This window comes from Burkholderia sp. 572 (genome assembly GCF_040545135.1).
GTDB lineage: Bacteria > Pseudomonadota > Gammaproteobacteria > Burkholderiales > Burkholderiaceae > Burkholderia > Burkholderia cepacia.
In genome coordinates, this window is record NZ_JBEPLH010000003.1 from 124,572 (window position 1) to 151,128 (window position 26,557).

The window sequence follows — 26,557 nt, forward strand, 5'->3', positions numbered from 1 at the left end:
CTACACCAACGATGGAGACAACCCGGCATGACAGCTTCCGACCTGCTGAAACCCTATGACGGCCTGCGCGTCCTCGTGACGGGCGGCGCGTCGGGCATCGGTCTCGAAATCGCCGACGCGTTCGCCGAATGCGGCGCGCGCGTGCACGTGTGCGACGCCTCGCAAGCCGCGATCGCGGCGCTCGCCGACCGGCCGCCGCGCGCGGCGGCCGGCGCGATCAGCGCGACGCTGGCCGATGTATCCGACCCGGCCGCCGTCGAGCGCGTGTTCGCCGACGTGTCGACCGGGCTCGGCGGCCTCGACGTGCTGGTCAACAACGCGGGTATCGCCGGCCCGACCGGCGGCATCGACGAAATCGACCCCGTGCAGTGGGAACAAACCGTCGCGATCAACCTGAACGCGCAATTCCAGTTCGCGCGCCGCGCGGTGCCGCTGCTGCGCGAGTCGAAACACGGCGGCGCGATCATTGCACTGTCGTCGGTCGCCGGCCGGCTGGGCTATGCGTTCCGCACGCCGTATGCGGCCACCAAATGGGCGGTGGTCGGCCTCGTGAAGAGCCTCGCGATCGAACTCGGGCCGCTCGGCATCCGCGTGAACGCGATCCAGCCCGGCATCGTGCGCGGCCCGCGGATGCGCCGCGTGATCGAGGCGCGCGCGCAGCAGCTCGGCATCGGCTACGACGACATGGAGAAGCGCTATCTCGAGAAGATCTCGCTGCGGCGCATGACCGATCCGGCCGAGATCGCCGCGACCGCGCTGTTCCTGTGCTCGCCGGGCGGGCATGGCATCACAGGGCAGGCGATCTCCGTCTGCGGCAACGTCGAAGTGCTCTGACGCGTCCTGCATCGTTCATCGAAAGGAATCCATCCGTGGCAAACGCTCGTAAAGTCATCATCACCTGTGCGCCGACCGGCGCGATCCATACGCCGTCGATGTCGCCGTACCTGCCTGTCACACCGCACGAAATCGAAACGGCCGCGGTCGCGGCCGCACGGGCCGGCGCGGCGATCCTGCACCTGCACGCACGCAACCCGTCCGACGGCAAGCCGACACAGGATCCGGCCGTGTTCGCCGAATTCCTGCCTCGCATCAAGGCGCAGACCGACGCGGTGATCAACCTCACGTCGGGCGGCAGCCCGCACATGACGGTCGACGAACGGCTGCAGCCCGCGCTGCATTTCCAGCCCGAGGTCGCGTCGTTGAACATGGGCTCGATGAACTTCGGGCTGTACCCGATGCTCGAGCGCTTCCGCGAGCTGAAGCATCCGTGGGAGCGCGAACATCTCGAGAAAAGCCGCGATCTCGTGTTCAAGAATACGTTCGCGGACATCGAGACGATCCTCACGCGCTGCGGCGCGAACGGCACGCGGTTCGAATTCGAGTGCTACGACATCTCGCATCTGTACAACCTCGCGCACTTCGTCGATCGCGGGCTCGCGAAACCGCCGTTCTTCGTGCAAAGCGTGTTCGGCCTGCTCGGCGGGATCGGCGCGCACCCGGAAGACCTGATGCACATGCGCCGGACGGCCGACCGCCTGTTCGGCAGCGATTACGTGTGGTCGATCCTCGGCGCGGGCCGCAACCAGATTCCGCTCGCGACGATCGGCGCCGCGCAAGGCGCGAACGTGCGCGTCGGGCTCGAGGATTCGCTGTGGATCGCGCCCGGCAAGCTCGCGGAATCGAGCGCCGCGCAAGTCCTGAAAATGCGTCAGGTGCTCGAAGGCCTGTCGCTCGAGATCGCAACGCCGGCCGAGGCGCGCGCGATGCTCGCGCTCAAGGGCGGCGACGCCGTGAATTTCTGATCGCCGGGTCGCCCCCCGACACCCGCATCCGCATCCGCAAGCGCAGTGACAAGGCGCCGGCCCGAACCGGCCGGCGCCAGGACGCCCTTCATCGCCCCGCTCCGTTCGAGCGCCGCCGGCGCGGCTCCGTCGACTGCCCATCCGCTGCCTGCCGCGCAGCGGCATTTGCCGAACGCGGCGCGCCGTGCTTGCCGTGCGCGCCGGTTCGCCCTTACCGGAGTCGTCCGCATGTCCACTCATCACGCTCAGGCCCTGTCGTCCACCGCGACCGACGCGAACGCGTCGCTGAACCGGCTGCTGTTCCGCAAACTCATGCCGCTGCTGATCGCCGCGTATGTGATCAGCTTTCTCGACCGCACCAACATCGCGTTCGCCAAACATTCGATGGGCGTCGATCTCGGCATCTCATCGGCCGCGTACGGGCTCGGCGCGGGGCTGTTCTTTCTCACCTACGCGCTCTTCGAGATCCCGAGCAACCTGATCATGCATCGCGTCGGCGCGCGCTTCTGGATCACGCGGATCATGATCACGTGGGGCGCGCTGTCGATCGCGATGGCGTTCGTCCGCGGCGAGACATCGTTCTACGTGATGCGCCTGCTGCTCGGCGTGGCCGAAGCCGGCCTGTTTCCCGGCGTGATGCTGTATCTGACGTACTGGTTCGGCCGGGAGGAGCGTGCACGCGCCACCGGCTATTTCCTGCTCGGCGTGTGCATTGCGAATATCGTCGGCGGGCCGCTGGCCGGTGCGCTGATCGAACTCGACGGCACGCTCGGTTTCCACGGCTGGCAATGGCTGTTCGTCGTCGAAGGCATTCCGGCGATCCTGCTCGCGTTCGTCGTGTGGACACGCTTGCCGGACCGTCCGAGCGCCGCGCCGTGGCTCGCCCCGGAAACCGGCCGCGCGCTCGAGCGCAAGCTGGCCGCCGAACAGGACGCGGGCGTCGCCGCGCACGGCGGCCACGCGTTCGGCGCCGCATTGCGCGACCCGCAGATCTGGCTCGCGATCTTCGTGTACTTCTGCCACCAGTTGACCATCTACACGGTGATCTTCTTCCTGCCGGGGATCATCGGCGCGTCGGGACGTCTGTCGCCGGTCGCGGTCGGGTTGCTGACGTCGCTGCCCTGGCTCGCCGCCGCACTCGGGGCCGGGACGCTGCCGCGCTTCGCACGCGAGTCGCGTCATTCGCGGCGGATGCTGTGCGCGGGGCTCGCGATCATGGCCGCCGGGATGGTCGGCGCCGCGCATGCGTCACCGTTGGCGGGCCTGCTCTGCGTGTGCCTGTCCGCGTCGATGTTCTTCGTCGTGCAGTCGATCGTGTTCACGTTTCCTGCGTCGCGGCTCGCCGGCAGTGCGCTGGCCGGCGGGCTCGGGCTCGTGAACACGTGCGGGCTGCTCGGCGGCTTCGTCGGGCCCACCGTCGTCGGCGCGATCGAACAGGCGACCGGCAATGCAAAGAACGGGCTGACGCTGCTGGCGGTCGCGCTCGTCGTCGCGGCATTCGCGAGCCTCGCGTTGCGTCACGGGCACGAGCGCGCCGACGTGCGGTCGCACGGCTGAAAGGCAGGCTGGAACCAGACCGGCGTGAGACGGGCTGCGCCCCGCCCGCCTCACGCTGTCAGAACAGATACATCCCCGCGACGAACACGACGCCCGAGAACAGCAGCGTCGTCACGCAGTACCCCATGATGTCGCGCACCCCGAGCCCCGCGATCGCCAGCGCGGGCAGCGCCCAGAACGGCTGCGCCATGTTGGTCCAGGCCTCGCCGTACGCGATCGCCATCGCCGCCTTGCCGAGATCGGCGCCGAGCGCCTGAGCCGCCGGCATCACGAACGGGCCCTGCACGACCCAGTGGCCGCCGCCCGACGGCACCGCGAAATTGATCACGGCGGAACTCAGGAACGCAAGCAGCGGGAACGTATGCACGTTCGCGATATCGACGAACCACTTCGTGATCACGCCCGCGAGCCCCGAATGATCCATCAGCGCCTGGATGCCCGCGTAGAACGGGAACTGGATCATGATCCCCGACGCGCCGCGCGCCGCGCCGGCCACCGCGCGCGCATAGGCCATCGGCGTACGGTGCAGCAGGATGCCGGCCGCGAGGAACGCGAGGTTCACGGTGTCGATGTCGAGTGCGAAGCCCTTCTGCACGAACTTCAGCACGAGGAACGCCGCACACAGCGCCGCGACGAACACCGACAACGCACGGCTCTCCTCCATCCGCTCCGCGAACGTCGCGTCGGGCCCGAGCTGGCGCTCGACGCTCGGCGGTTCGGCCAGCAACGCCGGATCGACGCTGACCACGTCGCCCGGCTTCGGCATCATCAGGCGCGCGAGGAACGGCAGCATCACGATCAGGCCGATCGTGATGAACGCGTTGTAGCCGGTGAAGATCGTCTGCGAAACGGGAATCAGCCCGATGGTCTTTTCCATCGGGTTGCCTTTCGTGGCCGCGACGAGCGGGACCGAACCCGACAATCCGCCGTGCCAGCTCAGGAAGCCCATGTACGCGGACGCGACGAGCAGCCGGTAATCGCTGCCGGCCACGCGACGCGCCACTTCGCGCGCGAGCATCGCGCCGAGCACGAGGCCGAAGCCCCAGTTGATCGCGCACGCGAGCGCGCCGACGAACGCGACGAGCATCACGCCCTGCCCCGGCGTGCGCGCGGTGCTCGCGAGCGCGACGAGCATGCGCTTCACGGGCGGCGAACTCGCGAGTGCGTGACCGGTGACGAGAATCATCACCATCTGCATCGAGAACGCGAGCAGGTTCCAGAAACCCGAACCCCACATCGTCGTGAGTTGGGCAGGCGTATTCGGCGTGAGGCCGAACGCGAGCGCGAACGTGACGATCGTCAGCAGGATCGCGAAAATCAACGGGTCGGGCAACACGCGGTGAACCACCTGCGTGAAAAAGCGGGAAATGCGCTGGATCAACTTGAGCTCCTCGTTTCCTGATAGGGACGTCCGCGCGTGTCGTTGTGGGTGGATGCGCGGAAACGCGCGGATTCTTGCATAGAACCGGCGGACGCGCTTTGGTATGCGGGGGGCCGCGATCGCGCGGTCGTATCGACAGGAAAACGGGGATAAATGACAGGCAGCCCTTACGTCGCTTCGCAGCCTCGATCAACGCACCGCATTCGTCACGCCTCCCAGCGCCCGCGCTCCATCGCCTCGACCATCATGCCGAGTGTGAGCGACCGGCCGCCCAGGATTTCGCGCGCCTTGTTGCTGAACGGCGATCTGACGACCGTGGCAAGGAACGAACCGATGCCGAGCTTCGCCGACGGGTAGTAATCGTGGATGTCGAACATGGACAAGTCGACGTCAAACGTCACGGCCCATCGCCGGACGAACGCATCGATGTGCTCCGGCTCCATGTCGAGATCGTGATAGAGATCCGTGTCCCGCGTGAGCTCGATCCGACCGACTGGCAGCTTGCCGATATCGGTCGCAATGAACGCTTCGAGGTTTTTCCAGGCGTCAGCCATACAAACGATCCTCGGGCTTCACGATGCTGTTGTACGTGCCGACCGTGCGACAAGTGATCAGCGATATATCCGTTGCCAGGAGGACCCAACCTGCTCCTGGAATGGCGCGCCCGACAAAAGCGCCGATATTCCGCGTGAACTTGATCCGCAACATGACAAGACTCGTGAACGACGTAACGGTTGGCAAAATCCGATGCTTCAGTTCGTACGGCAGCAAGCGACGAGAAACCACCGACGCGATCGAGGTGCCCTTGACGGCGTTTGCGAACTTGCCGCGCGTGCGGATAAAGCGCTGGCCCAGCAACACCATCGCGATACCGATCGCGTCATCTACACCCGCCGCCTTGCCAGTCTCTTCGATGAAGATCAGGAAAAGCAACGCTTCGCGGCTCAAGCCGTCATGAACGCCGTACTTGTACGAATTCGACATTTTCCCTCAGATCGTTTGAATTTGAATGAGCGGAAAACGCTATCGTGAATGACTCGGGAAGGACAACCGACGCAGGGAAGCAATGACTGTTGCACGCGTGCATCCGGGCGCAGGTGATCGACGGGATGCCGTTCCTCTAAAGCGGCCCCACGCTTGGCGCCTCCGATCGTATCGGCTTCATCGTCCTGCGTGGATCACCGCGGCAACAGCTTGCTTTGGAACGGATACAAATAGTCAACTTTCGGTGATTTGTTGGCGACAAAAAAAGGCGAACGTCGTTCGCTTCCTGGCTGCATGTGCGCATTAACGCGTCGCCACCGCACGCTCCTTGACCACCTCCATCGCCTTCGCCCGCCCCTCACTCCACCGCTGCGCAACCCGATACGCGACAAGCGACCCGGCCACGGCAAGCAGCATCGGCACGAGGCTGTCGTGATCCGCGCGCGTGAACTCGAGCAGCAGCACGACCGCCGTGATCGGCATCTGCATCGACGCGGCGAGAAACGCGGTCGCGCCGACGAGCGCACAGGCGCCGATCGACGCACCCGGCCACACGAGGCTCCACAGCCCGCCGAGCACGACGCCGAGCAGCGCACCGTTCGCAAGGCCCGGTGTCAGCAGGCCGCCTTCCGCGCCGGCCCGCAGGCTGCCGGCCTCGATCAGCACCTTCAGCACGAGCAGCGCGGCGGCGAGGCCGATCGTCAGCGTGCCGTCGAAACCCAGCGACGCCGGGCCCTTGCCGTTGCCGAGCAGTTGCGGAAACCGCATCGCGAGCACGCCGATCACCGCGAAGTTGATCAGCGCGAGCACGGGCAGCCGCCCGTCTTTCGGCGCGTTCGCCCGGGCGCGCGTCGTGAGCCGCACGAAGCCGTATGCGGCGAAGCCGAACAGCGGCCCGCAGACGATCGACCATGCCACCAGCGGCGTGCTCAGCACGAACGGCGGCACCGTGTACTGGTGTTCGTTGCCGAGGCCGATCCACGCGACGGCCGCCGCGATCGCCGACGTCGCGACCGCCACGACCAGCGCACGCAGTTCGAACGTGCCGAGCAGCACTTCGAGCACGAAGATCGCGCCGCCGAGCGGCACGTTATAGACGGCCGCGAGGCCCGCGCCCGCACCGCACGCGACCATCAGCCGGCAATCGTCGGGGGTGAGCCCCGCACGATGCGCAAGCTGCCCCGCCAGCAGCGATCCGATCTCGCGCGGGGCGACTTCGCGGCCGAGCGGCGAGCCGAGCGCGACGGTGACGATCTGCAGCAGCGCGTGAATCGTCGTGCTGACGACCGGCATCCGCGGATCGGCCGCGCGCACCGCGCGGCGGATGCTGACGAGCGGCCGGCCAAACCGGTACAGCGCCCACCAGCCGCCGCCGGCGACGATCCCGCAGACGATCAGCACCGCGAGCCGGCGCAGCGGATCGGCGCCGGTCACGCCGGTGAGGAAACTCTTGGTGCCGATCACGTGCGCGATGCTGTAGCCGAACGCGACGTGCTGGATCGCATGCAGCAGCAGCGCGAGCAGCATGCCGCCGAGGCCCGCGCCGACGCCGGTCAGGATCGTGACGACGGCCATGCGCGCGAACGGGCTGGCGGCCGGCGAAAGGGATGCGGGAGCGGACGGAAGATCGGGGCGCATGGGGTTCGCGAATGGGATCGAAAAAGACGGCGCGCCACTCGCGCCGTCGTCAGGACCGCATCGTAGGCCGGCGACAATCATGAGACAAACGTATTTTTCGAATCGACTCATGCATTCGATGAATACACGAAGACCAGCGGGTCAAGGCAGCCCGAAGTTCACCGCCCGCTTCAATCCGGATACCGGATACGTGATGCGTTCCGGTTCACGCCGCAGGATCGCCTTCCCGTTGCGGCGTATTCGTGAAAACGGCCGCGTGCTTCGAGTCGGCAGGTCGCGCGATCCGGTTGACGGGCCTGGAATGTGTGCACGCGCCCGCCTTTGAACGCGAGTGATGCCGGTCGCGGGCGCGGACGCAGGCGAGCCGTTCTCCGCGCGCCAGTCGCACCGATCCACCGCCGCGCCACGCCACGCCACGCCACGCTCATGTTGCACCGACGCGACAGCACGCCCGCGACGGAGGGATACCGCCCGCGTGCGACCGTGCAAAAACCACCACCGTCACGCGCGCACCGCGCGTCGTGTCAGTTTTGTGAACGACTCTTGCCTGATCCGGAAAGGTGCGCTCGCGGCCCCCGGCGGCCTTGCGCGCGGGTTGCGTTCCTATACTTGCGCCGAACTTTCGTTCCCCTTCCACACGCAGGAGCCTCACTTGAAAAAAACCCTCGTCGCCGGCGCATGCACCGCCACGCTGTTCGCCCCGCTCGCTCACGCACAGAGCTCGGTCACGCTGTACGGCCTGATCGATGCCGGCATCGTCTACACCAACAACGCCAACGGCGCATCGCTGTGGCGCCTGAACAGCGGCACCGTCAACGGCAGCCGCGTCGGGTTTCGCGGCACCGAGGATCTCGGCGGCGGCCTGAAGGCGCTGTTCGTGCTCGAGAACGGCTTCAACGTGAACAACGGCGGGCTCGGCCAGGACGGCAAGCTGTTCGGCCGCCACGCGTACGTCGGCCTGAGCCAGAGCGGCTATGGCACGCTGACGCTCGGCCGCCAGTACGACACGATGGTCGATTTCGTCGCGCCGCTGTCCGCCACGGCCGGCGACCTCGGCGACACGAGCTTCGCGCACCCGTTCGACAACGACAACCTGAACCACTCGCTGCGTATCAACAACGCGGTCAAGTACACGAGCGAGACGTATGCGGGCTTCAAGGTCGGCGCGATGTACGCGTTCTCGAACGCGACCAGCTTCGGCGCGAACCGCGCATACAGCGTCGCGGCGAGCTACACGAACGGCCCGCTGAAGCTGGCCGGCGCGTACCTGCAGATGAACGGCACGAAGGGCTCGACGAGCGCGAGCCCGGGCGCGACCGACGCGGCCGAAGCGAAGAGCCTGAACCAGGGCGGCTGGTCGATCGGCTCGGACCGCATGCGTTCGTACGGCGGCGGCATCAGCTACGGGTTCGGCCCGGCCACCGTCGGCTTCGTCTATACGCGCTCGCAGTACGACAACACGGGCTCGTTCGGCTCGACCGGCCAGGTCGCGTTCAACAACTACGACGTGAACGTGCGCTATGCGGTGACGCCGGCCGTCAGCCTCGGCGCGGCCTACGTGTACACGGACGCCAGCGTGTCGAACCCCGACAGCAGGCACGGCACCGATCCGAAGTGGCACCAGGTCGACCTGCAGGCCGTCTACAAGCTGTCGCGCCGCACGGACGTCTACGCGGAAGCGATGTATCAGCACGCATCGGGCCGCGGCTACCGGGCGTTCATCGACGGCTCGGGCGGCGCATCGAGCACCGCGAACCAGATCGTCGGCACGATCGGCATGCGCACGCGCTTCTGATCGACGCGATGCATCGCCGCCCGTCGGTCACGCACCTGCGTTCGCATGCGGGTTCGTTCGCGGCGGGCGGCGCATCAATGTTGTTCCATCTGGAAGGCAGCCTGCCTGGAATCGGGGTTTTTACGCGCGCGAGCGCTGCGTAGACTGCCAGCGAAGGTCGGGGGCACGCATCGCGCGTCGCCCCGGCCGCCCACCCCGTACCCAGGAGAACCTCGTGAAATCGCTCGTCGTTACCGCCGCCGCTGCCGTCCTGCTCGCTGCACCGGCCCTGTCGTTCGCCCAGTCGGCAAAGTCGCCCGTCACGCGCGCGCAAGTGCTGCAGGAGCTGAGCGACCTCGAATCGGTCGGCTACAACCCGGCGCGCGGCGAATCCATCAACTATCCGGACGACATCCTGGCGGCACAGGAGCGGCTCCACGAAAAGCGCCTCGCGCAACAGAAGGCCGCGCGCGCCGCATACGGCCCGGCCGGCGAGCCGGCAACGGAATCGGGCACGGCGGCAAAGCCCGCGCTGTAACGTCATGACGATGCGCCGCGCCCACGGAGACGATGTACCGTGGGCGCGGCGAGTCGCGTTGGCGTGGTTGGCGAAATTCGCGTAAAGAGAAGAAGCCGGCTGAAGAGAAGAAGCCGGCGATACGCCGATACGCGTCGGCCGCTCAGGCGGCCTGCGGTTCGCGGTCGATCGCGTTCAGCATCTCGACGTCGCGCGCGATCATCCCCGGCACCTGTGCACGCAGCATCTCGACCCACGTCCGCACCTTCGCATCGACGAAGCGGCGCGACGGATACAGCGCGTACACGTTCATCTTCTGCAGGATGTGCGCGGGCAGCACGCGCACGAGCGTGCCGTCACGCAGCGCGTCGATCGCCGAGTAAAGCGGCAGCATGCCGATCCCGATGCCGTCGCGTATCGCGAGCGCGAGCGATTCGGCCGTATTGGTCTGCACCGGCCCCGCGACGTGGATCTGCTCGACGCCCTCGGGCCCTTCGAGCACCCATTCGTGCGTCGGGAACGCCGGCGTGCACAGCGTCAGGCACGCGTGCGCGGCGAGATCCTGCGGACGGGCCGGCGCGCCGTGGCGCTTCACGTAGTCGGGCGACGCGCACAGGATGCTGAAGGTCGAGCCGAGCAGGTGCGACACGAGTTCCGAATCGGGAAGCGACGACGCGGTCACGACGGCCATGTCGCTCGTCCCGTCGAACAGGTCGGGCATGCGCTGCGACAGCGACAGCTCGATCGACACGTCCGGAAACTGCGCGTGATAGCGCGTCAGTGCGGGCAATACATAGTGATGGCCGACGCTCGCGAAGCTGTGCATGCGCAGCACGCCGGCCGGCCGTTCGTGCGCGCAGCTCGCCTCTTCTTCCGCGCGGTCGACGTCGGCGAGGATCTGGCGGCAGCGCCGCAGATAGCTTTCGCCGGCCGACGTGAGCGCGAGACGGCGCGTCGAACGATTCATCAGACGAGTACGCAGGCGCGCCTCGAGCTCCGACACCGCGCGCGACATCGCGCCCGTCGTCGAATTCAGCGATTGCGCGGCGGCGGTGAAACTGCCCGTCTCGACGACACGCGAAAACACCCGCATGTTTTGTAGGGTATCCATTCCTGTGAGCAACCTGTAGCGGAGCCGCTATTTTCCTCTACTGGATGCGACAGATTGTTACTCCGGCTGCAACTATCGTTTCCCCGCAGCTGCGTTAATGCACGGGCGCCGCGCTCCTACAATCGGCGCCTCACCAGTCGAACGGACCCGTTCGGACGTGCCGTGGCCCCGTGCCCGGCCCCGTACCGGCCCCCTCTTTTCATGAAGCCACAACCTGCGATCGAGCGACCTTCCATCGAACCGGCACGATGGAGGACATGGCTCGATCCACTCGGCGACGCGGCACGCGACTGGGCCGCGAGCGACGGGCTGATCTGGCTGCACCTCGCGAAAACCGTGTTCGCGGCGCTGCTCGCGATGGGCATCGCGATGCGCCTGGAGATGTCGCAGCCGCGCACCGCGATGACGACCGTGTTCGTGCTGATGCAGCCGCTGTCGGGGATGGTGTTCGCGAAGAGTTTCTACCGCGTGCTCGGCACGGCGGCCGGTCTCGTCGCCGCGCTCGCGCTCGGCGGGCTGTTCGCGCAGCAGCCCGAGCTGTACATGGCCGGCATCACGCTGTGGATCGGCAGCTGCATCGCGCTCGCGGTGCGCAACCGCCACTTCCGCTGGTACGGCTTCGTGCTCGCCGGCTATACGGCCGCGCTGATCGGCCTGCCGGCCGTGATGACGCCGCAGACGCTGTTCCAGTCCGCGCTCACGCGCGCCGCGGAAGTCGCGCTCGGCATCGCCTGCTCGGGCGCGGTCAGCGCGCTGATCCTGCCGCTCAGCTCCGCGAAGGCGCTGATGCGCTCGCTGGGCACCCGCCATGCGACGTTCGCGGCGTTCACGGCCGGCGCACTCGCGGGCGACGTCGCCCGCGCCGATTTCGAGCGGCGCTTCGCGGATTTCGTCGACGACATCGTCGGCTTCGAGGCCAACCGCGCGTTCGCGTCGTTCGAGGACCCGCACATTCGCGCGCGCAGCCGCCGGCTCGCGCGGCTGAACAGCGAGTTCATGAACGCGTGCACGCGGCTGCATGCGCTGCACCAGCTCGTCAAGCGGCTGCGCGCGAACGGCTCGGACGCGGTGCTCGATGCGCTCGCGCCGCACGTCGATGCGCTCGCGCAGCGTTTCGCCGCGCTGCGCGACGAGCGGCAGCGCGGCATCGCGCCGGCAGCCGGTGCACTGGTCGATCTGCGCCGCTTCCACAGCGCGTTGCCGAAAGCCGCGCGCGCCTCGCGGCGAAACATCGAGGAACATGCGCCCGGCGGCCTGCTCGACTTCGATACCGCGATCGAGCTGCTGTACCGCTTCATCGGCGAATACCTCGGCTACGCCGACACCTATGCGTCGCTCGACCAGGACGACCATGCGTTCGAGCGCTCGGTCACGCATTACGCGGTGAAGACCAATACGTTCTTCGTCGGCTTCGCGTTCCTGCGCACGGTCGTCGCCGTCGGTGCGATGAGCGTGTTCTGGATCGCCTCCGAATGGCCAAGCGGCCCGCTTGCCGTGACCGCCACCGCGATCGCGTGCGCGCTCAGCTCGACGTCGCCGCGCGCGCCGAAGTTCGTGGCGCAGATGAGCGTCGGCGCGGCGTTCGCGACCGCCGTCGGCTACCTGTTCCTGTGCTACGTGTATCCGAACATCGAAGGCTTTCCGCTGCTGTGCGCGGCACTCGCGCCGGTGCTCGGCGTCGGCGCGTTTCTCGCGATGCGGCCGGGATTGTCCGGTTACGGGATCGGCTTCGCGGTGTTCTTCTGCCTGCTCGCGGGGCCGGACAACGTGATCGCGTATACGCCCGAGGTGCTGATCAACAACGGCCTGGCCGTCGTCATCGCGATGCTCGCGTGCTCGCTCGTGTTCGCGGTCGTGTTCCCGACTCACATGCCGTGGCTCACGGGCCGCATCGCGCACGACCTGCGCCGCCAGGTCACGCTGGCGTGCGAAGGCGCGCCGGACGGCCTCGCGCAGCGCTTCCAGTCGAGTACCCACGACCTGATGGCGCAACTGCGCACGCTGCTCGTGCGGCGCACGCGGCAGCATCGCGACGCGCTGCGCTGGATGCTGTCGACGCTCGAAGTTGGCCACGCGGTGATCGACCTGCGCGACGAAATGAACGCGTTCCGCGCATCGAAGCCGCCGCAGACGCTGCGCTGGACCGGCTCTATCGACGCGGTGCTGCACGAGCTGCCGCGCTTCTTCGACGATCCGACACCCGGCCATCACGCACGCACGCTGAAATCGGTGAATCTCGCGATCCGCGCCGCGCAGCACGCACTGCAGGCGTGGTATGCGGTGCCCAACGAGCGGCACCGCATGCAGCGCATCGTCGGCTGCCTGCACTTCATGCGCAGCGCGCTGCTGGACAAGGACGCGCCGTTCAACCGGCATCGCCATTGATGCCATCGACGCCCTTGACGATCGGTGCGTGCGCAACGGGATCCTTGTTCCGGATGGAAATATGCTCTACAGGCGCGGTGATTAATCTTTAAGCAGTGCGAGCCTATAGTTTCCTCACTGCCAGCGAGACTGGCACTCACCCAGGAGAAACAAAAATGAAGCCGCTGCACCTCGCCCTCGTTGCCCTGTCGCTCACCGCTGCTGTCGCTCACGCACAGCCGGCACCGGCAGACGACGCACCGCAACAGGCGAACCGCGTCGAAGCCGTGAAGGCCGCCGGCCGCGTCGATCGTGCGCAATCGAAGCAGGACGACCCGAACGCCTGCGTCGGCCCCGTCAGCTTCTGCAACATCTACTTCGGCAGCTGAGCATGACGCCGCGTCGTCACGGCCAGGCCCGCACCGCCCGCATGACCTGCGCGGGCGAGCGACGGCCCGGCCGATCGCGGCCCGGCCGATCGCCGCATCGCCGCTCCAACCCACGCCGCTTCGATTGAAGCGGCGCATGCCGTTTCAGGCGCCGCGCCCCGGCCGCCAGCCCACCTCGCGCAACGCATCCAGCAAGCGCGCCTGCCCCAGCCCTTCGACCCGCGCACCGCGCGACTCGACGTCGCCGCCCGCGACGAGCGCGTTCACGATCGCTTCCTCCACCGCTTCCGCCGCCGCGACGAACAGCGCGGAAATATGGTCGTTGTTGACCATCTTCACGCCGGTGGTCGGCGCACCCTTGCTGCCGTAGTTCGCCGCCGGCAGGCCGTCGTTGCCCGTTGCGAACGCAAGGAAGATGTCGCCGCTCGAATCCTCCGTGCCGCCGCCGACCCGAGCGAGCCCGACACTGGCACGCTGCGCGAGCCGCGTGCATTGATGAGGCAACAACGGCGCGTCGGTCGCGATCGTCACGACGATCGAGCCCATCCCGGCCTCGCCCTGCGCGTCCGGCGCGCGGAACGGCGAAGGCACGTGCCGCAGCACTTCGCCGACCGGGTAGCCGGCCACGCGCAGCATCTCGCGCACGCCGTAGTTCGCCTGGACGAGCGCGCCGACGGTCCAGCCGCCCGCATCGGCCGCGAGCACGCGCGACGCGGTGCCGATGCCGCCCTTGAACTCGTGGCAGATCATGCCCGTGCCGCCGCCCACGCCGCCTTCGGCAACCGGCCCCGTCTGCGCGGCGGCCAGCGCGCGCTGCACGTGCGCGGCGCTCACGTGCTGCCCCCAGATGTCGTTCAGCAGGCCGTCGTAGGTTTCCATCACGACCGGCATGCACCAGTACACGCGGCCCGCCGCCGCTTCGCGTTCGTTCGCGACGAGTGCATCGCGCACCGCACCGACGCTGTGCGTGTTCGTATAGGCGATCGGCGTGGTGAGCAGGCCGGCTTCGCGGATCCATTCGAGCCCCGTTGCATCGCCGTTGCCGTTCAGCACGTGCACGCCCGCGAAACAGGGCGAATCGTGCGCGGCGCCCGCGCGCGGCTCGATGACGGTGACGCCGGTGCGGATCGATGCGTCGCCGTTCTCCTCGTTCAGCGTGCAATGTCCGACCCGCACGCCCGGAACGTCCGTGATCGCGTTGAAGCGGCCCGGCGTGCCGAGTCCGATGCGGATGCCGAGATCCCTCGTGCGCATGATGCAATTCCTCCCGTCTTTCAATGGTTCGGTGTTTCGGTGTTTCAGTACGGCAAGGCTTCGATCCGTCGCTCAGAGCGCGCGGAACGCTTCGCTGTGGCGTGCCCAGACCGCGTACATCGCGAGCGCGGCAATCAGCAGCCCGGCGATGATGATGAGGTCGGTCGGTTTCGTGGCCGTGGCCAGCGTCGTGTAGAGCGTGTACGCGGCGCCCGCCACCGCGACGAGCGGCGTCACGGGCCACAACGGCATCCGGTAATGATGCTCGACGTCGCGGCGCACGAACCGGCTCGCGAGCGCGGCCAGCCCGACGACCAGGTAGATCAGCAGCAGCAGGTCGACCGTGAACGCGGTCAGCTCGTCGAGGCTCGACACGAACACGAGCCCCGCCGACGGCACCGCGAGTGCGAGGGTCGCGAGCCACGGCGATTCGAGACGCGGGTGGATCGTCGAGAAGGCACGGTTGCAGGTGCGCGACCAGAGCGCGTGCCGGCCGCTGCTGTACAGCAGCCGGCCCATCGTGATCACGATCGCGATGATCGCGTTGAACACCGACAGGAAGATCCCGCCGCTGACCACGCGCGACACCGCCGGGTTGCTGAGCGAACGCACGACATAGCCGATCGGGTCGGCACTCTTCGTCAGCTCGGTCAGCGAAGGCGCGCCGAGCACGATCGCGGTGAGCGGAATCAGTTCGACGACGAGGATCACGAGCAGCGAGTAGATCACCGCTTTCGCGACGTTGCGGTTGCCGCCGCGCAGGTCTTCCGCGAGATACGCGGCCGATCCGAAGCCGTTGTAGCAGAAGATCGCCGTGCCGATCGCCGGAACGATCGCGGCCAGCGTCGCGGGCACGAGCGCGTTGCCGCTCGCGACGACCGGCGCGACCAGCGCGTCGGCGCCGCGATGCGGGGAACCGAAGCCGAGGCCCGCGATCAGCATCAGCACGCCGATCTCGACCACCAGGAACGCGCCCGTGATCCACGCGTTCGTCTTGATGTTCAGCATGCCGAGCAGGTAGCTGAGCAGCACGATCGTCAACGCGACCGACTGGTTGCTGAAGTGCGTGCCGAGCGCACTGTTCAGGTAAGGCGCGGCGCCGCTCGCGAGCACGGCCGGGATGAACACGCTGACGGACAGCACCGTGATGAAGGTGAGGTAGCCGGGCAGCGTGCCGAACACGCGCTTGGCCATCACGTACTCGCCGCCCGCGCTGCGGTGCGCGGCGCTGAGTTCCGCGTAGCAGAGCGCGAACGCGAGCGCGAGCACGCCGCCGAGCAGGAACGACAGCACGGCGCCGCTGCCGGCCTGCTGGATCGCGAACGGCGCGATCACGAAGATCGAGCTCGCGGGCGTCACGCCCGATACGGTGATCATCACCGCGTCGCGCACGCTGAGCGTCTGCGACAGCGCGCGCGGCGCGTCCTCCGTTGCAGGCGCCGCTTTCAGCGTGCCCGTCGATTCCGACATCATCGCCATCTCGTTCTCCTGTGCTGCACTTTTTTGAACGCCCATACTCGGGCCCGACTGATTGCGTGGCAGTCTAGGAAGCCAATTTCAGGACCGCTATTCCCCCTTCGTGTTACGCCCTTCCGGTGGTGGTATGGATCGTCTCTTTTCCGAAATCGCGATGCACCAGGCGCTCGGCCGCGCAATCGATCACCTCGGCCAGCCGCGCTTCTGGCGCTTCCTGGTGCTGCTGCTCAATGAAATGGCGCCGTTCGACAACGCGCTCGCGACCGCGATCGGCCCCGACGGGGTGCCGCTCGTGCTCGAGGAATACGACACGGGCGGCACCGATGCCGCGTCGCCCGTGCCGCTCTACCTGAACGGCGTGTATCTGCTCGACCCGTTCCTGCAGGCCGCGCACGACGGGCTCGCCGACGGCTGTTACCGGCTCGAGGAAGTCGCACCCGACCTGTTCCGGCAGAGCGAGTATTTCCTCAGCTATTTCCGCGATGCGGTGGGCGACGACGAGATCCAGATCCTCGTGCGGCCGAGCGCCGACATGCTGCTGTCGCTGTCGCTCGGCGCGAGCACGCGTTTCGACGTCGAGCCGCTCGGCAAGCTGACGGCCGCGATGCCGTGGGTGCTCGCGGCGATCCGGCAGCACTGGCGGCTGGTGGGCGACGCCGCACGCGCGACGCCCGACGCCGATCTCGGCGCGCGGGTCGAGCAGGCACTCGCCCGCTTCGGCGCAGGCGTGCTGACCGATCGCGAGATGTCGATCGCGAGAATGGTGCTGCGCGGCAACTCGTCGAAGGCGATCGCCGAGCGACTCGCGATTTCGCCGGAAACGGTGAAGGTGCACCGGCGGCACCTGTACGCGAAGCTCGGAATTTCATCGCAGCCCGAGCTGTTCTCGCGCTTCATCCAGGCGCTGGGGGAAGACGCGGCCGGATGACCTTCCCGAGCCGGACGGATGGCAACCGGCGGTCTTCACGTTCCTGCGGGAACCCGGCGCCACGGCCGGGAATGCCGACGGCACAGCATCCGACATGCGAGATTCAATGGAACGAACGGTTCTTATTCGTATGCGTTGCCGCGGCGGCGCTGAGCGGCCTGCTGTTGCTGTTGCGACCGAAGGACAGGCAGGCGGCGAACGTCGAGCCGCCGCCGGCTGCGCGATAGCCGGCACGCGAACGCCGCGCGATGCCGCTCACCCGGCCTTCGGGCAGCGGCACGCGCATGCGCGGCTCCCCGCTACCGCCACTTCGCGCCGAGTTGCGCGAGCCCGGCGTTCCGGAGATCGTCCGGCAACATCACCACGCGGAACTCGCAGTCGGCATTCAACATCAGGAACCACGGCTCCGCGAGCGCGGGGATCTGCGACGGGTCATCCACGTTGACGATCGCGACCGCCCCGCGACCGCCGCCCTGCTCCGTGAAATACACGGCCTCCGGCTTGACCGCTTCGAGTATTCGCGAGATCACGTCGCCGACGCTGCCGTCCCGCACCAGCGTGTTGAACGGCTCGTGAGGGATTCGTATGTTGAGAAGCATGCGCATGACCATCCTCCTTGGGCGTCACCCGGCCTGGGCTCTTCAAGCATAGGTGCTGCGCGATGCCGCGCCAGTGGCGCCGAAAGCGGTTGGCGGCACGCCTTCACATTCCGACGATTCGACGACACCGCATCGCGCGCACGGCATGCGCTCGCGCGATGCCGGCCCCGTCGAATCGGCCGCTCATGCCCCCGTCATTCGGAGACCGTATCGGCCGCCAGCTCCGTCGGCGCGATCGCCAGATGCAACGCCCGCTGCGGTCGCAGCGTCACGTTCAGCACCGCGCGCGGCGGCGCCATGCCGGGCGGCACCGACAGCACGTAGCGCTGCAGGACCATGGCGGCCACGACCGTCATCTCCGTCATCGCCAGATGCTGCCCGAGGCACACGCGCGGGCCCGTGCCGAACGGCATGTAGGCACCGCGCGGCAACGCCGGCGCATCGGCGCCGAAGCGTTCGGGACGGAACGTATCGGGCTCGGGGAACCATCGAGGATCGCGCTGCATCAGTTGCAGCGGCAGCATGAACAGCGTGCGCGCGGGAAACTGCCACGCGCCCAGCGCAATCGGCCGCGCTGCGCGACGGCTGATCAGGATCGGCGCGGACGGGTACAGGCGCAGCGTTTCGTCGAGCGTCTGCGACAGGTAACGCAACGACGCGCGCGTCTCGGCGGACGGCGCACGACCGCCCAGCACGCGGGACACCTCGTCGCGCGCGGCGGCTTGCACGGCCGGATTCGCGGCCATGCACCATGCCCACCAGGTCAGCGCCCCGGCGGTCGTCTCGTGGCCGGCCAGGAACGCCGTCACGCATTCGTCGTGCACGGCCCGCAGCGGCCATTTCCGCGCATCGGCCCGATGCAGCCGCAACAGGCGTGACAGCAGATCGTCGGGCCAGGTACGCTCGGGCCGGTCGAGGCGCGCATGCAGCTGCCGGTCGATCACCCCTTTCAGCACCGCCATCGCGCGGGCCGTGCGGCGCTTCCACGGCACCCAGTTCGGCGTGTTCACCGGCTGGTAAAACGCCGCGTTCGCCGCGGCGCTCACCGCGCGCACCGCCTCTTCGGCCGCGCGCGCATCGTCGCCGATCGTATCGGAGAACATCGTGCGCATGATCACGTCCATCGCCAGCGACGTCAGCGCGCTTTCGATCGGCCACTCCGGATCATGCGCGGGCCATTGCGCGAGGGCGTGACCGGCCGTCGCCGCGATCGCCGGAACGAACGCCTGAACCGGCTTCGGCATGAAGCCGGGCTGCAGCGCCTGCCGCTTGTCGCGCCATGCATCGCCCTCGGCGACCAGCACGCTTTGGCCGTGGACCTCCGCGAAGACGCGGATGGCGCGCTCCCAGCGCCCGAGCGCATCGTGGTGCGTGACCAGCAGCTCGCGCACGAGCGCCGGATCGGTCACGACCACGGCATGCTCGGGCCACACGCGCAAGTGCACGACGTCGCCGTAGGTGCGCTGCCAGTCGCCAAGCGCGCCGATCAGGTCGCGCGACATCGTGCGCAGCAACCCCCAACCCGTCAGGCCGACGGGCGGCCCCGGCGGCCATACGCCGGGTGGGTGAAGCACGGGCGCCGGCGCAGCGGTGCCCGCGTGGAATGGACATGGGGAAGAGGATCGTGTGTTCATGTGCCGGATTCTCCGCATCGGCGCGCCGGCGGTCTTGAACGCAAACGACATCGACACGCGTTGGCCCCGTCCCTATACTGCGGCGTCATGTTCTCCGGCCCGCCATCGATTCCGCCGTCATGTCCCGATCCGCTTGCCCGCGCCCCTCGCGTCGCGGGCGGCGGGCGGCTGCCGCATGCGCGGCTGCATCCCGCGCCTGCCGCGCTGCAGGGCGCGGTGGTCGCGATCGTTCTGTCCGACACGCGCGGCGTCGCGTCGAGCGACGCGCAACGGCTTTCGCATTTTCCGGCCACGCCGCTCGTCTGCGTGTCGTGGTACCGGGGTCTCGACGTGGGCTTCATCGAACCCGCCCCCGACGGCCCGCGATGGCGCCCCTTCGGCGCGGCGGCGACGCTGTCGGGCAGCCATTCGGCCCCCACCGTCGCGTGGGCGCCGACGGGCGGGCTGATCGGCATGATCTGTTTCACCGCCGATGCCGCGCGGACGTTGTTCGGCATCGCGCTGCCGGACGTCCACGACCGCGTGCTCGACGCACACGCGTGCCTCGGCCGCGACTGGCACCCGCTGCTCGATGCACTGCTCGGCGCGGATGGCGACGCGGACATGCTGGCGGCGATCGATCGCCATCTCGCGCCTCGCTGGCAGGCGCTGCGGCCCGCGACGCCGCTGTCTTCGCTTCGCAATGCAGGGCGCAGCTGGGTCGAGCGTCTCGCGCTGCAGGCGCGCGAGTGGCGCGGCACGCACAGCCCGCGCCAGGTCGAACGGCGCATCAAGACCTACAGCGGCCGATCGCTGCGCGAATGGCAGGCGCTCGTCAGGACGGAAAGCGCGTTCTTCGCGGCGCGCGACCGGTTCGAAGCCGGCACCGCGTTCAACTGGGCGACGCTCGCGCTCGACGAAGGATTCGCCGACCAGGCGCACCTGAGCCGCGAGGTCAAGCGCATCACGGGATTCTCGCCGAGCGAATTCACGCAGCGCTTCATCGACGACGAATCGTTCTGGATGTACCGGCTGTGGGTGTGACCCGCGCTCAACCGCGTGGTTCGACGAACCCGCCGTCACGCGCATCGTGCGGCATGTTTCAGCCGAAATACACCTCGGCCTCGACGATCCGGCCATCGTGGACACGCAACCGCTCCGCATTCCGGAACCGCCTTCCGCCACGCGTTTCGGCACCGTACACGACGAATATGTGCTCGCCGTGCACGACGACATCGACGCAGTCGACTCCCGCGAGCATTGCGCTGTTCGGCCAGCAGCGCGCGAAATAGGTGTCGCGGTCGAGCCGGTTATCGAGCGGGCTCGTGAAATGAAAGTCCGGCGCAATCAGCGCTTTAATCGCGTCGCGGTTCTTGTCGGCGTATGCGCGATAGCACGCACGCGCCACGTCGCCGGGATTCGGCAGTATCGTCGGGCCCTCCTTCAACGATCGGCGCAAGCGTCGCTCGCGTCGCTTCGGATAGTGCGGCGGAACCCGCCCGGCGGCAACCGTGCCGGCAAGCGTCTTGGCGGGCAGCCCGCGCGTTCCGTCGCATGCCGGCGCTCCCGCGGTTGCCCGATTCGGCGGCCACGGGCATGATGTCCGCGACCTTGCCGCCTGGTGTGTCCGCTTGCGCGTCTCGCCAAGTTCACCGCCTCCGCGGCCTGTCATGCGGGCAATCCGCATGCCGGCCCTCCCGCTCACCTCACTTCGCCCATGTCACTCCGCGCCTTCAGAACGCTGGTCGCCATCGCCCGATACCGGACTTTCGCGCGCGCTGGCGAAGCCATCGGCCTCACGCAATCGGCGGTGAGCCTGCAGATCAAGACGCTCGAAAGCGAATACAACGTGCAGTTGTTCGATCGCTCGCGCCGGCAGCCGGTGCTCACCGAGGCCGGCAACATCCTGCTCGCGCAGGCCGAGCAGGTGCTCGCGATGGTCGACCGGATTCCCGATGCGCTCAGCGACGAGAAGAAGCTCGTCGGCCGCCTGCGGATCGGCGCGATCCAGACCGCGCTGTCGGGCCCGCTGCCCGACGCGCTGCTCGCGCTGCGCGCCGCGCACCCGGGGCTGCGCGTGCACGTGTCGGCCGGCATGTCGGCCGAACTGGCGAACCGTGTCGCGGCCGGCGAACTCGATGCGGCGATCACGACACGCCCCGTGCGCCCGCATCCGGCGGAACTCACGTGGACCACGCTGTACGAGGATCGCTTCTGGCTGCTCGCGCCGCCGGACCAGGCGGAACGCGACGCGGGCACGCTGCTCGGCGCGCTGCCGTTCATCCGCTTCGATGCGCAGGCGTGGGCCGGCCGCATGATCGCCGCCGAACTGCGCCGCATCGGCGTGCGGGTGCGCGAGGAGATGGTGCTGGACAGCGCGGAGACGATCGCGCGCATGGTCGCGCGAGGGCTCGGCGCGGCGATCGTCGCACTCCCCGATTCGACGCTCGCGCGCCTGCCGCCCGTCACGCGCCTGCCGTTCGGTCAGCCGCAGATGGGGCGCGCGGTCGTCCTGCTCGAACACCAGTCGCGTCCGGCCGAACGTTTCGCGCGCGCGCTGGCGGCCGAAGTCACCGCGTCATCGATGAGAATTTCTCATTGAACACCCGATAATTAACCATTATTCCTGTTGTTTGCGCGTGTTAACTTGGCGGCATCGTCACTCTTTCGCTTGCGTGTCGCCATGTTGCCCGCCGGATGGATGCCCGCCTCGTTCCGCCGTTTTGCGTGCCAGCCGCTCACGGCAGCGCGTGTGGCCTGCACGGTCGCCCCGCCTCATGTGAAGGCGCCCCGATGATCGGCCCGATCCTGCTCGCGCTGGCGCCGGTCGCGCTGCTGGTCGCGTGCGGCCACGGCCTGCGGCGCACGGGCTTCATCGCCGACGCCTTCTGGCCGCAAGCCGAGCGGCTGTGCTACTACGTGCTGCTGCCCGCGCTGTTCGCGGACGGGCTCGCGAACGCGCGGCTGCAGTCACTGCCCGTATTACCGCTCGCGGCGGCGCTGGTCGGTTCGACCGCACTCGCCGCGGCGCTTCTCCTGCTGGTTCGCCCGTTCGTGCGGGTCGACGGCGCCGGCTTCACGTCGGTGTTCCAGGGTGCCGTGCGCTTCAACAACTATGTCGGCACCGCACTCGCGGCCGGGTTGTTCGGCGCAAAAGGCATCGCGCTCGCGGCCGTGTGCGTCGCGGCGATCGTCCCGACCGTCAACCTGATGTGCGTGCTCGTATTCGCGCGCTACGGCGACACGCGGCTCGGCGCGGCAGCCCTCGTGCGCCAGATCCTGTCGAATCCGCTCGTCGTCGCGTGCGCGCTCGGGATCGCGATGCAGGCCGGCGGCGTCACGTTCCCGGCGGCCGTCGAGCCGGCCGTGCGCGCGCTCGGCGTCGCGTCGATGCCGCTCGGCCTGCTGTGCGTGGGCGCGGCACTGAAATTCGATGCGGCGCGTGCGTGGCTGCAGCCGGTCTGCGTCGCGTCGGCGTTCAAGTTTATGGCGATGCCGCTCATCACGCTCGCCGCCGGCCGCCTGTTCGGGCTCGGCGATGCGGCGCTGACGGTCGCGCTGCTGTTCCAGGCGCTGCCGACGTCGTCGGCGTCGTACATCATGGCGCGCCAGCTCGGCGGCGACGCGCCGCTGATGGCCGGCATCACCGCGTTCCAGACGATCGCGGCGGCGCTCGCGATGCCCGTCGTGCTGACCGCGCTCGCATCGGCACCCGCGTTTCGCTGACGACGCAACGACCGCCCATTTCCCCCTGAATCCAGCCTGCACGCCGGCCATCGCGCGATTCGGCATAACCGGCCGCGCGTGCTCGTTCGCGCGTTGCCGCAGGCGCTCACCGAGAAACCCCGTCACATGAATGCTCCCGCCCCGCCCGCCGCCATCGCCGCCACCCGGCCGCACGCGGCCGTCTACGTAAAGCTCACGCTCGTCGCGCTGTTCTGGGGCGGGACGTTCATCGCGGGCCGGATCCTCGCCGCGACGATGTCCGCGACCTCGGCGGCCACCGGCCGCTTCGCGATCGCCGCGCTGATGCTGGTCGTGCTGACGTGGAAGATCGAAGGCGGGCTGCCGAAGCTGAGCGGCCGCCAGGTCGTGACGACCTTCGGGCTCGGCGCGACCGGCATCTTCCTGTACAACGTGTGTTTTTTCGCGGCGCTCGCGCGGATGCCGGCGGGCCGCACCGCGCTGTTCGTCGCGTTGAACCCGGTCGCCACCGCCGTGCTGCTGTCGATCGTCGTGCGCGGGGAACGCCTGTCGCTGTCGCGCTGGGCCGGCATCGCCGTCGCGCTGTTCGGCGCGCTGGTCGTGATCAGCCGCGGCGAATTGCTGCCGGTGCTGACCGATCTCGGCAACACGTTCGGTGCCGGTGAACGCTTCATGCTGTGCGCGGTGCTGAGCTGGGCCGCCTACACGGTGATCGGCCGGCGCGCGCTCGACGGGCTGTCGCCGCTTGCGGCGACGACGTATGCGGCGCTGTGGGGCCTCGCGCTGCTGGTCGTCGCGCACCTGTTCGGCTCGCCCGCCGGCAGCGGCACGGCGCTGACGTGGCAGGCCGTCGCGTCGATGCTCTATCTCGGCGCGATCGGCACGGTGGTCGCGTTCGTCTGGTATTCGCAGGGCATCCGCGAACTCGGGCCGACCCGCGCGGCCGTGTTCACCAACCTGGTGCCCGTGTTCGGCGTGCTGCTGTCGGTCGCGCTGCTCGGCGAGCCGTTGTCGCCGTCGATGCTGGCGGGCGGTGCGCTCGTGATCGCGGGCGTCGCGCTGACCAATCGCGCGAAACGCTGATCCATGGGCGTGCGCGACGCGCACTCGGGGACGGATGCCGAATACCGAAGCGGCGCGCGGCGGCGATCACGCCCCGGTTCCGCGACGCAGACGGGCGGCCGCTACCGATATGCCCCCCGATACGCCCCCGATGTTCTCGCAGGCCCGCCAAAAACCGCCTATCGTGAATGGAGCGCTCCGTTCGCTGCCATTCGACCCTGCGTCGCTCGCACCGGCGGCGACGGCCCCGCGCTCCGGCACCATTCACCGCGATCCGGCGCACGCTCGCCCGTGCACGATCGCGGCCGCCCACCGGATTACAGGAGGCCCTCATGAAAGCCGCGCTGCTCGTCAGCTCCGCCCTGCTCGCCATTGCATCCGCATCGGCGTCGGCTCAAGGCTCGATCACGAAAGTCGAAAACGGTTCGCTCGTCGCCGCGAACGGGATGACCGTCTACACGTTCGACAAGGACAAGGCCAACGCCGGCACCAGCGCGTGCACGGGCCAGTGCGAATCCTTCTGGCCGCCCTACAAGGCCAGCGCGACCGACGTTCCGGTCGGGCCCTACACGATCGTCAAGCGCGACGACGGAAGCCCGCAATGGGCATACAAGGGCAAGCCGCTGTACTTCTTCTCGAAGGACATGAAACAGGGCGACCGCAACGGCGACAACTTCAAGGACATGTGGCACGTGGTCGCGCCGTAAGCGTCGTCCCGCCGTCTTCCGCGCCCGCCTCGAGGACGTAAAAAAGCCCGCCCGGATCGTCGATCCGGGCGGGCCTGCCGGCCGCGTCGCATCGTCCGCCCGCAAGCGGGCGATTCATGCGGCCGGGTAGCGCGTCAGCGGTTCGACGGGAAGCTGAACACCGTTCCTTCGCGCACGCCGGCCGACGGCCAGCGCTGCGTGATCGTCTTGCGCTTCGTGTAGAAACGCACGGCGTCCGGGCCATACGCATGCAGGTCGCCGAACAGCGACCGCTTCCAGCCGCCGAACGAGTGATAGGCAACCGGCACCGGCAGCGGCACGTTGATGCCGACCATGCCGATCTGGATGTTGTCGCTGAAGTAGCGCGCGGCCTCGCCGTCGCGCGTGAACAGGCACGTGCCGTTGCCGTACTCGTGCGCGTCGATCAGCGCCATCGCCTCGTCGAGCGACTTCAGGCGGATCACGCCGAGCACAGGCCCGAAGATCTCGTGCTGGTAGATCGGCATGCCGGGCTTCACGTTGTCGAACAGGCACGGGCCGAGGTAGTAGCCGCCGTCGTGGCCGTCGACGTTCACGCCGCGGCCGTCGACGACGAGCGTCGCGCCCGCCGCCACGCCCGCGTCGACGAAGCCCGTCACCTTCTCGAAATGCTGCTGCGTGACGAGCGGGCCCATGTCGACGCCTGCGCCGTTGCCCGGGCCGACCTTCATCTTCTCGATCTCGGCCTTCAGGCCCGCGACGACCTTGTCGCCCGTCTCGTCACCGATCGCGACGACCAGCGGAATCGCCATGCAGCGTTCGCCGCACGACCCGTACGCGGCACCCATCAGCGCGTTCACCGCGTTGCCGATGTCGGCGTCCGGCATCACGACCGCGAAGTTCTTCGCGCCGCCGAGCGCCTGCACGCGCTTGCCGTGCGCGCAGCCGGTCGAATAGATGTATTCGGCGATCGGCGTCGAGCCGACGAAGCTCACGGCCTTCACGCGCGGGTCGGTCAGCAGCGTGTCGACCGCTTCCTTGTCGCCGTTCACGACGTTCAGCACGCCCGGCGGCAGGCCCGCTTCGAGCGCGAGCTCGGCCATGCGCAGCGTCGACGACGGCGTGCGCTCGGACGGCTTCAGCACGAACGTGTTGCCGCACGCGACGGCCATCGGCCACATCCACAGCGGCACCATCACCGGGAAGTTGAACGGCGTGATGCCGGCCGCGACGCCGAGCGCCTGGAACTCGCTCCACGAATCGATCGCGGGGCCGACGTTCTTGCTGTGCTCGCCCTTCAGCAGCTCGGGCACGTAGGTCGCGTATTCGACGTTCTCGATCCCGCGCTGCAGTTCGCCCATCGCATCGGCGAGCACCTTGCCGTGCTCGGCCGTGATCAGCGCGCACAGCTCGTCGGCGTGTTCCTCGAGCAGCGTCTTGAAGCGGCTCATCACGCGGGCACGCTTCAGCGGCGGCGTGTTGCGCCAGGCCGGGAACGCGGCCTGCGCGGACGCGATCGCGGCTTCGACGGTCAGCTTGTCGGCGAGCGCGACGCTCTTGTGCGATTCGCCGGTCGCCGGGTCGAACACCGGCTGGACGCGGCTGCCGCCGTCGACGCGCTTGCCGTCGATCAGGTGGCCGACGGTGGAGGTCACATTGCTGTCGTGTTTCATCGTTGAGGCTCTTTCGTGAATGTGGTTGTCGGTCGGTGCGCGCC

The 26,557-nt window shown here is 68.3% G+C and carries 25 protein-coding genes; 13 read left to right on the top strand and 12 right to left on the bottom strand.

The features are described from left to right. The first annotated feature begins 27 nt into the window (after positions 1-27). From ABIC51_RS06810 to ABIC51_RS06820, 3 genes are all read left to right on the top strand, one after another. Positions 28-834, top strand: a complete 807-nt coding sequence (locus ABIC51_RS06810) for an SDR family oxidoreductase (protein WP_027791533.1) — start codon at positions 28-30, stop codon at positions 832-834. 35 nt (positions 835-869) lie between these two features. Further along, positions 870-1,802 carry a 3,5-dioxohexanoate:acetyl-CoA acetone transferase gene (kce, locus tag ABIC51_RS06815; protein WP_021159186.1) on the top strand — a complete coding sequence of 311 codons (933 nt, stop codon included), beginning with the start codon at positions 870-872 and terminating at the stop codon, positions 1,800-1,802. A gap of 228 nt (positions 1,803-2,030) precedes the next feature. Further along, positions 2,031-3,359, top strand: coding sequence for an MFS transporter (locus ABIC51_RS06820; protein ID WP_175897982.1), 1,329 nt, complete (start codon positions 2,031-2,033; stop codon positions 3,357-3,359). A gap of 58 nt (positions 3,360-3,417) precedes the next feature. Here ABIC51_RS06820 and ABIC51_RS06825 read toward each other — a convergent pair whose 3' ends face one another. From ABIC51_RS06825 to ABIC51_RS06840, 4 genes are all read right to left on the bottom strand, one after another. Next, a complete protein-coding gene (locus ABIC51_RS06825; RefSeq protein WP_027791531.1) occupies positions 3,418-4,740 on the bottom strand; it encodes a TIGR00366 family protein in 1,323 nt (440 codons plus the stop codon). A gap of 206 nt (positions 4,741-4,946) precedes the next feature. Continuing rightward, positions 4,947-5,294 (bottom strand): DUF1493 family protein, encoded by a 348-nt coding sequence (locus tag ABIC51_RS06830; RefSeq protein WP_059694921.1) that lies wholly within the window; start codon positions 5,292-5,294, stop codon positions 4,947-4,949. Continuing rightward, positions 5,287-5,724, bottom strand: a complete 438-nt coding sequence (locus tag ABIC51_RS06835) for an STM2901 family protein (RefSeq protein WP_124838418.1) — start codon at positions 5,722-5,724, stop codon at positions 5,287-5,289. Before ABIC51_RS06835 ends, ABIC51_RS06830 begins: the two co-directional genes overlap by 8 nt. Positions 5,725-6,027: 303 nt before the next feature. After that, the gene (locus ABIC51_RS06840) at positions 6,028-7,362 is read right to left on the bottom strand and encodes a chloride channel protein (RefSeq protein ID WP_175897983.1); all 1,335 of its coding nucleotides are present in this window, start codon (positions 7,360-7,362) and stop codon (positions 6,028-6,030) included. Positions 7,363-8,014: 652 nt separating this feature from the next. Between ABIC51_RS06840 and ABIC51_RS06845 the strand changes: the two genes are divergently transcribed. Together ABIC51_RS06845 and ABIC51_RS06850 are read left to right on the top strand one after the other, a co-directional pair. Further along, positions 8,015-9,157 carry a porin gene (locus ABIC51_RS06845; RefSeq protein WP_027791527.1) on the top strand — a complete coding sequence of 381 codons (1,143 nt, stop codon included), beginning with the start codon at positions 8,015-8,017 and terminating at the stop codon, positions 9,155-9,157. Positions 9,158-9,371: 214 nt separating this feature from the next. Further along, a complete protein-coding gene (locus ABIC51_RS06850) occupies positions 9,372-9,674 on the top strand; it encodes a DUF4148 domain-containing protein (protein WP_027791526.1) in 303 nt (100 codons plus the stop codon). Positions 9,675-9,816: 142 nt separating this feature from the next. Here the strand turns inward: ABIC51_RS06850 and ABIC51_RS06855 are convergent, their stop codons facing one another. After that, a complete protein-coding gene (locus ABIC51_RS06855) occupies positions 9,817-10,764 on the bottom strand; it encodes a LysR family transcriptional regulator (protein ID WP_027791525.1) in 948 nt (315 codons plus the stop codon). A 201-nt stretch (positions 10,765-10,965) separates the two neighbouring features. On the opposite strand from ABIC51_RS06855, the gene ABIC51_RS06860 reads away from it, so the two are divergent. Next, positions 10,966-13,149 (top strand): FUSC family protein, encoded by a 2,184-nt coding sequence (locus ABIC51_RS06860; protein WP_124814790.1) that lies wholly within the window; start codon positions 10,966-10,968, stop codon positions 13,147-13,149. Between the two features lie 155 nt (positions 13,150-13,304). Continuing rightward, positions 13,305-13,517, top strand: a complete 213-nt coding sequence (locus ABIC51_RS06865; RefSeq protein ID WP_060195854.1) for a hypothetical protein — start codon at positions 13,305-13,307, stop codon at positions 13,515-13,517. Positions 13,518-13,661: 144 nt separating this feature from the next. Here ABIC51_RS06865 and ABIC51_RS06870 read toward each other — a convergent pair whose 3' ends face one another. Both ABIC51_RS06870 and ABIC51_RS06875 read right to left on the bottom strand, forming a co-directional pair. After that, a complete protein-coding gene (locus tag ABIC51_RS06870) occupies positions 13,662-14,771 on the bottom strand; it encodes a DmpA family aminopeptidase (protein WP_042974866.1) in 1,110 nt (369 codons plus the stop codon). A gap of 72 nt (positions 14,772-14,843) precedes the next feature. Beyond that, a complete protein-coding gene (locus ABIC51_RS06875) occupies positions 14,844-16,250 on the bottom strand; it encodes an APC family permease (RefSeq protein ID WP_175897984.1) in 1,407 nt (468 codons plus the stop codon). Positions 16,251-16,374: 124 nt separating this feature from the next. Here ABIC51_RS06875 and ABIC51_RS06880 point away from each other — a divergent pair, with 124 nt between their 5' ends. Next, a complete protein-coding gene (locus ABIC51_RS06880) occupies positions 16,375-17,175 on the top strand; it encodes a helix-turn-helix transcriptional regulator (RefSeq protein WP_027791520.1) in 801 nt (266 codons plus the stop codon). Positions 17,176-17,278: 103 nt separating this feature from the next. Here ABIC51_RS06880 and ABIC51_RS06885 read toward each other — a convergent pair whose 3' ends face one another. From ABIC51_RS06885 to ABIC51_RS06895, 3 genes are all read right to left on the bottom strand, one after another. After that, positions 17,279-17,461 carry a hypothetical protein gene (locus tag ABIC51_RS06885; RefSeq protein WP_175897985.1) on the bottom strand — a complete coding sequence of 61 codons (183 nt, stop codon included), beginning with the start codon at positions 17,459-17,461 and terminating at the stop codon, positions 17,279-17,281. A 13-nt stretch (positions 17,462-17,474) separates the two neighbouring features. Beyond that, complete coding sequence (locus ABIC51_RS06890) at positions 17,475-17,780, bottom strand: Panthothenate synthetase (protein ID WP_021159202.1); 306 nt, start codon at positions 17,778-17,780, stop codon at positions 17,475-17,477. Between the two features lie 188 nt (positions 17,781-17,968). Then, the gene (locus ABIC51_RS06895; RefSeq protein ID WP_027791518.1) at positions 17,969-19,408 is read right to left on the bottom strand and encodes a cytochrome P450; all 1,440 of its coding nucleotides are present in this window, start codon (positions 19,406-19,408) and stop codon (positions 17,969-17,971) included. A gap of 87 nt (positions 19,409-19,495) precedes the next feature. On the opposite strand from ABIC51_RS06895, the gene ABIC51_RS06900 reads away from it, so the two are divergent. Continuing rightward, a complete protein-coding gene (locus tag ABIC51_RS06900; protein ID WP_175853756.1) occupies positions 19,496-20,431 on the top strand; it encodes a helix-turn-helix transcriptional regulator in 936 nt (311 codons plus the stop codon). A gap of 58 nt (positions 20,432-20,489) precedes the next feature. Here the strand turns inward: ABIC51_RS06900 and ABIC51_RS06905 are convergent, their stop codons facing one another. Continuing rightward, a complete protein-coding gene (locus tag ABIC51_RS06905) occupies positions 20,490-20,816 on the bottom strand; it encodes a nuclear transport factor 2 family protein (RefSeq protein ID WP_370448695.1) in 327 nt (108 codons plus the stop codon). Positions 20,817-21,104: 288 nt separating this feature from the next. Here ABIC51_RS06905 and ABIC51_RS06910 point away from each other — a divergent pair, with 288 nt between their 5' ends. The 4 genes from ABIC51_RS06910 to ABIC51_RS06925 all read left to right on the top strand — a co-directional run bounded on the left by ABIC51_RS06910 (position 21,105) and on the right by ABIC51_RS06925 (position 24,861). Beyond that, positions 21,105-21,989: a LysR substrate-binding domain-containing protein gene (locus ABIC51_RS06910; RefSeq protein WP_059623071.1), complete on the top strand. Its 885-nt coding sequence runs from the start codon at positions 21,105-21,107 to the stop codon at positions 21,987-21,989. 191 nt (positions 21,990-22,180) lie between these two features. Continuing rightward, positions 22,181-23,113 (top strand): AEC family transporter, encoded by a 933-nt coding sequence (locus ABIC51_RS06915; RefSeq protein ID WP_059694949.1) that lies wholly within the window; start codon positions 22,181-22,183, stop codon positions 23,111-23,113. Positions 23,114-23,239: 126 nt separating this feature from the next. Further along, a complete protein-coding gene (locus ABIC51_RS06920; RefSeq protein ID WP_226128367.1) occupies positions 23,240-24,175 on the top strand; it encodes a DMT family transporter in 936 nt (311 codons plus the stop codon). Between the two features lie 311 nt (positions 24,176-24,486). Next, positions 24,487-24,861, top strand: coding sequence for a COG4315 family predicted lipoprotein (locus ABIC51_RS06925; RefSeq protein ID WP_021159211.1), 375 nt, complete (start codon positions 24,487-24,489; stop codon positions 24,859-24,861). A 134-nt stretch (positions 24,862-24,995) separates the two neighbouring features. Here ABIC51_RS06925 and ABIC51_RS06930 read toward each other — a convergent pair whose 3' ends face one another. Beyond that, complete coding sequence (locus tag ABIC51_RS06930; RefSeq protein WP_027791513.1) at positions 24,996-26,513, bottom strand: CoA-acylating methylmalonate-semialdehyde dehydrogenase; 1,518 nt, start codon at positions 26,511-26,513, stop codon at positions 24,996-24,998. Positions 26,514-26,557 lie beyond the last annotated feature (44 nt).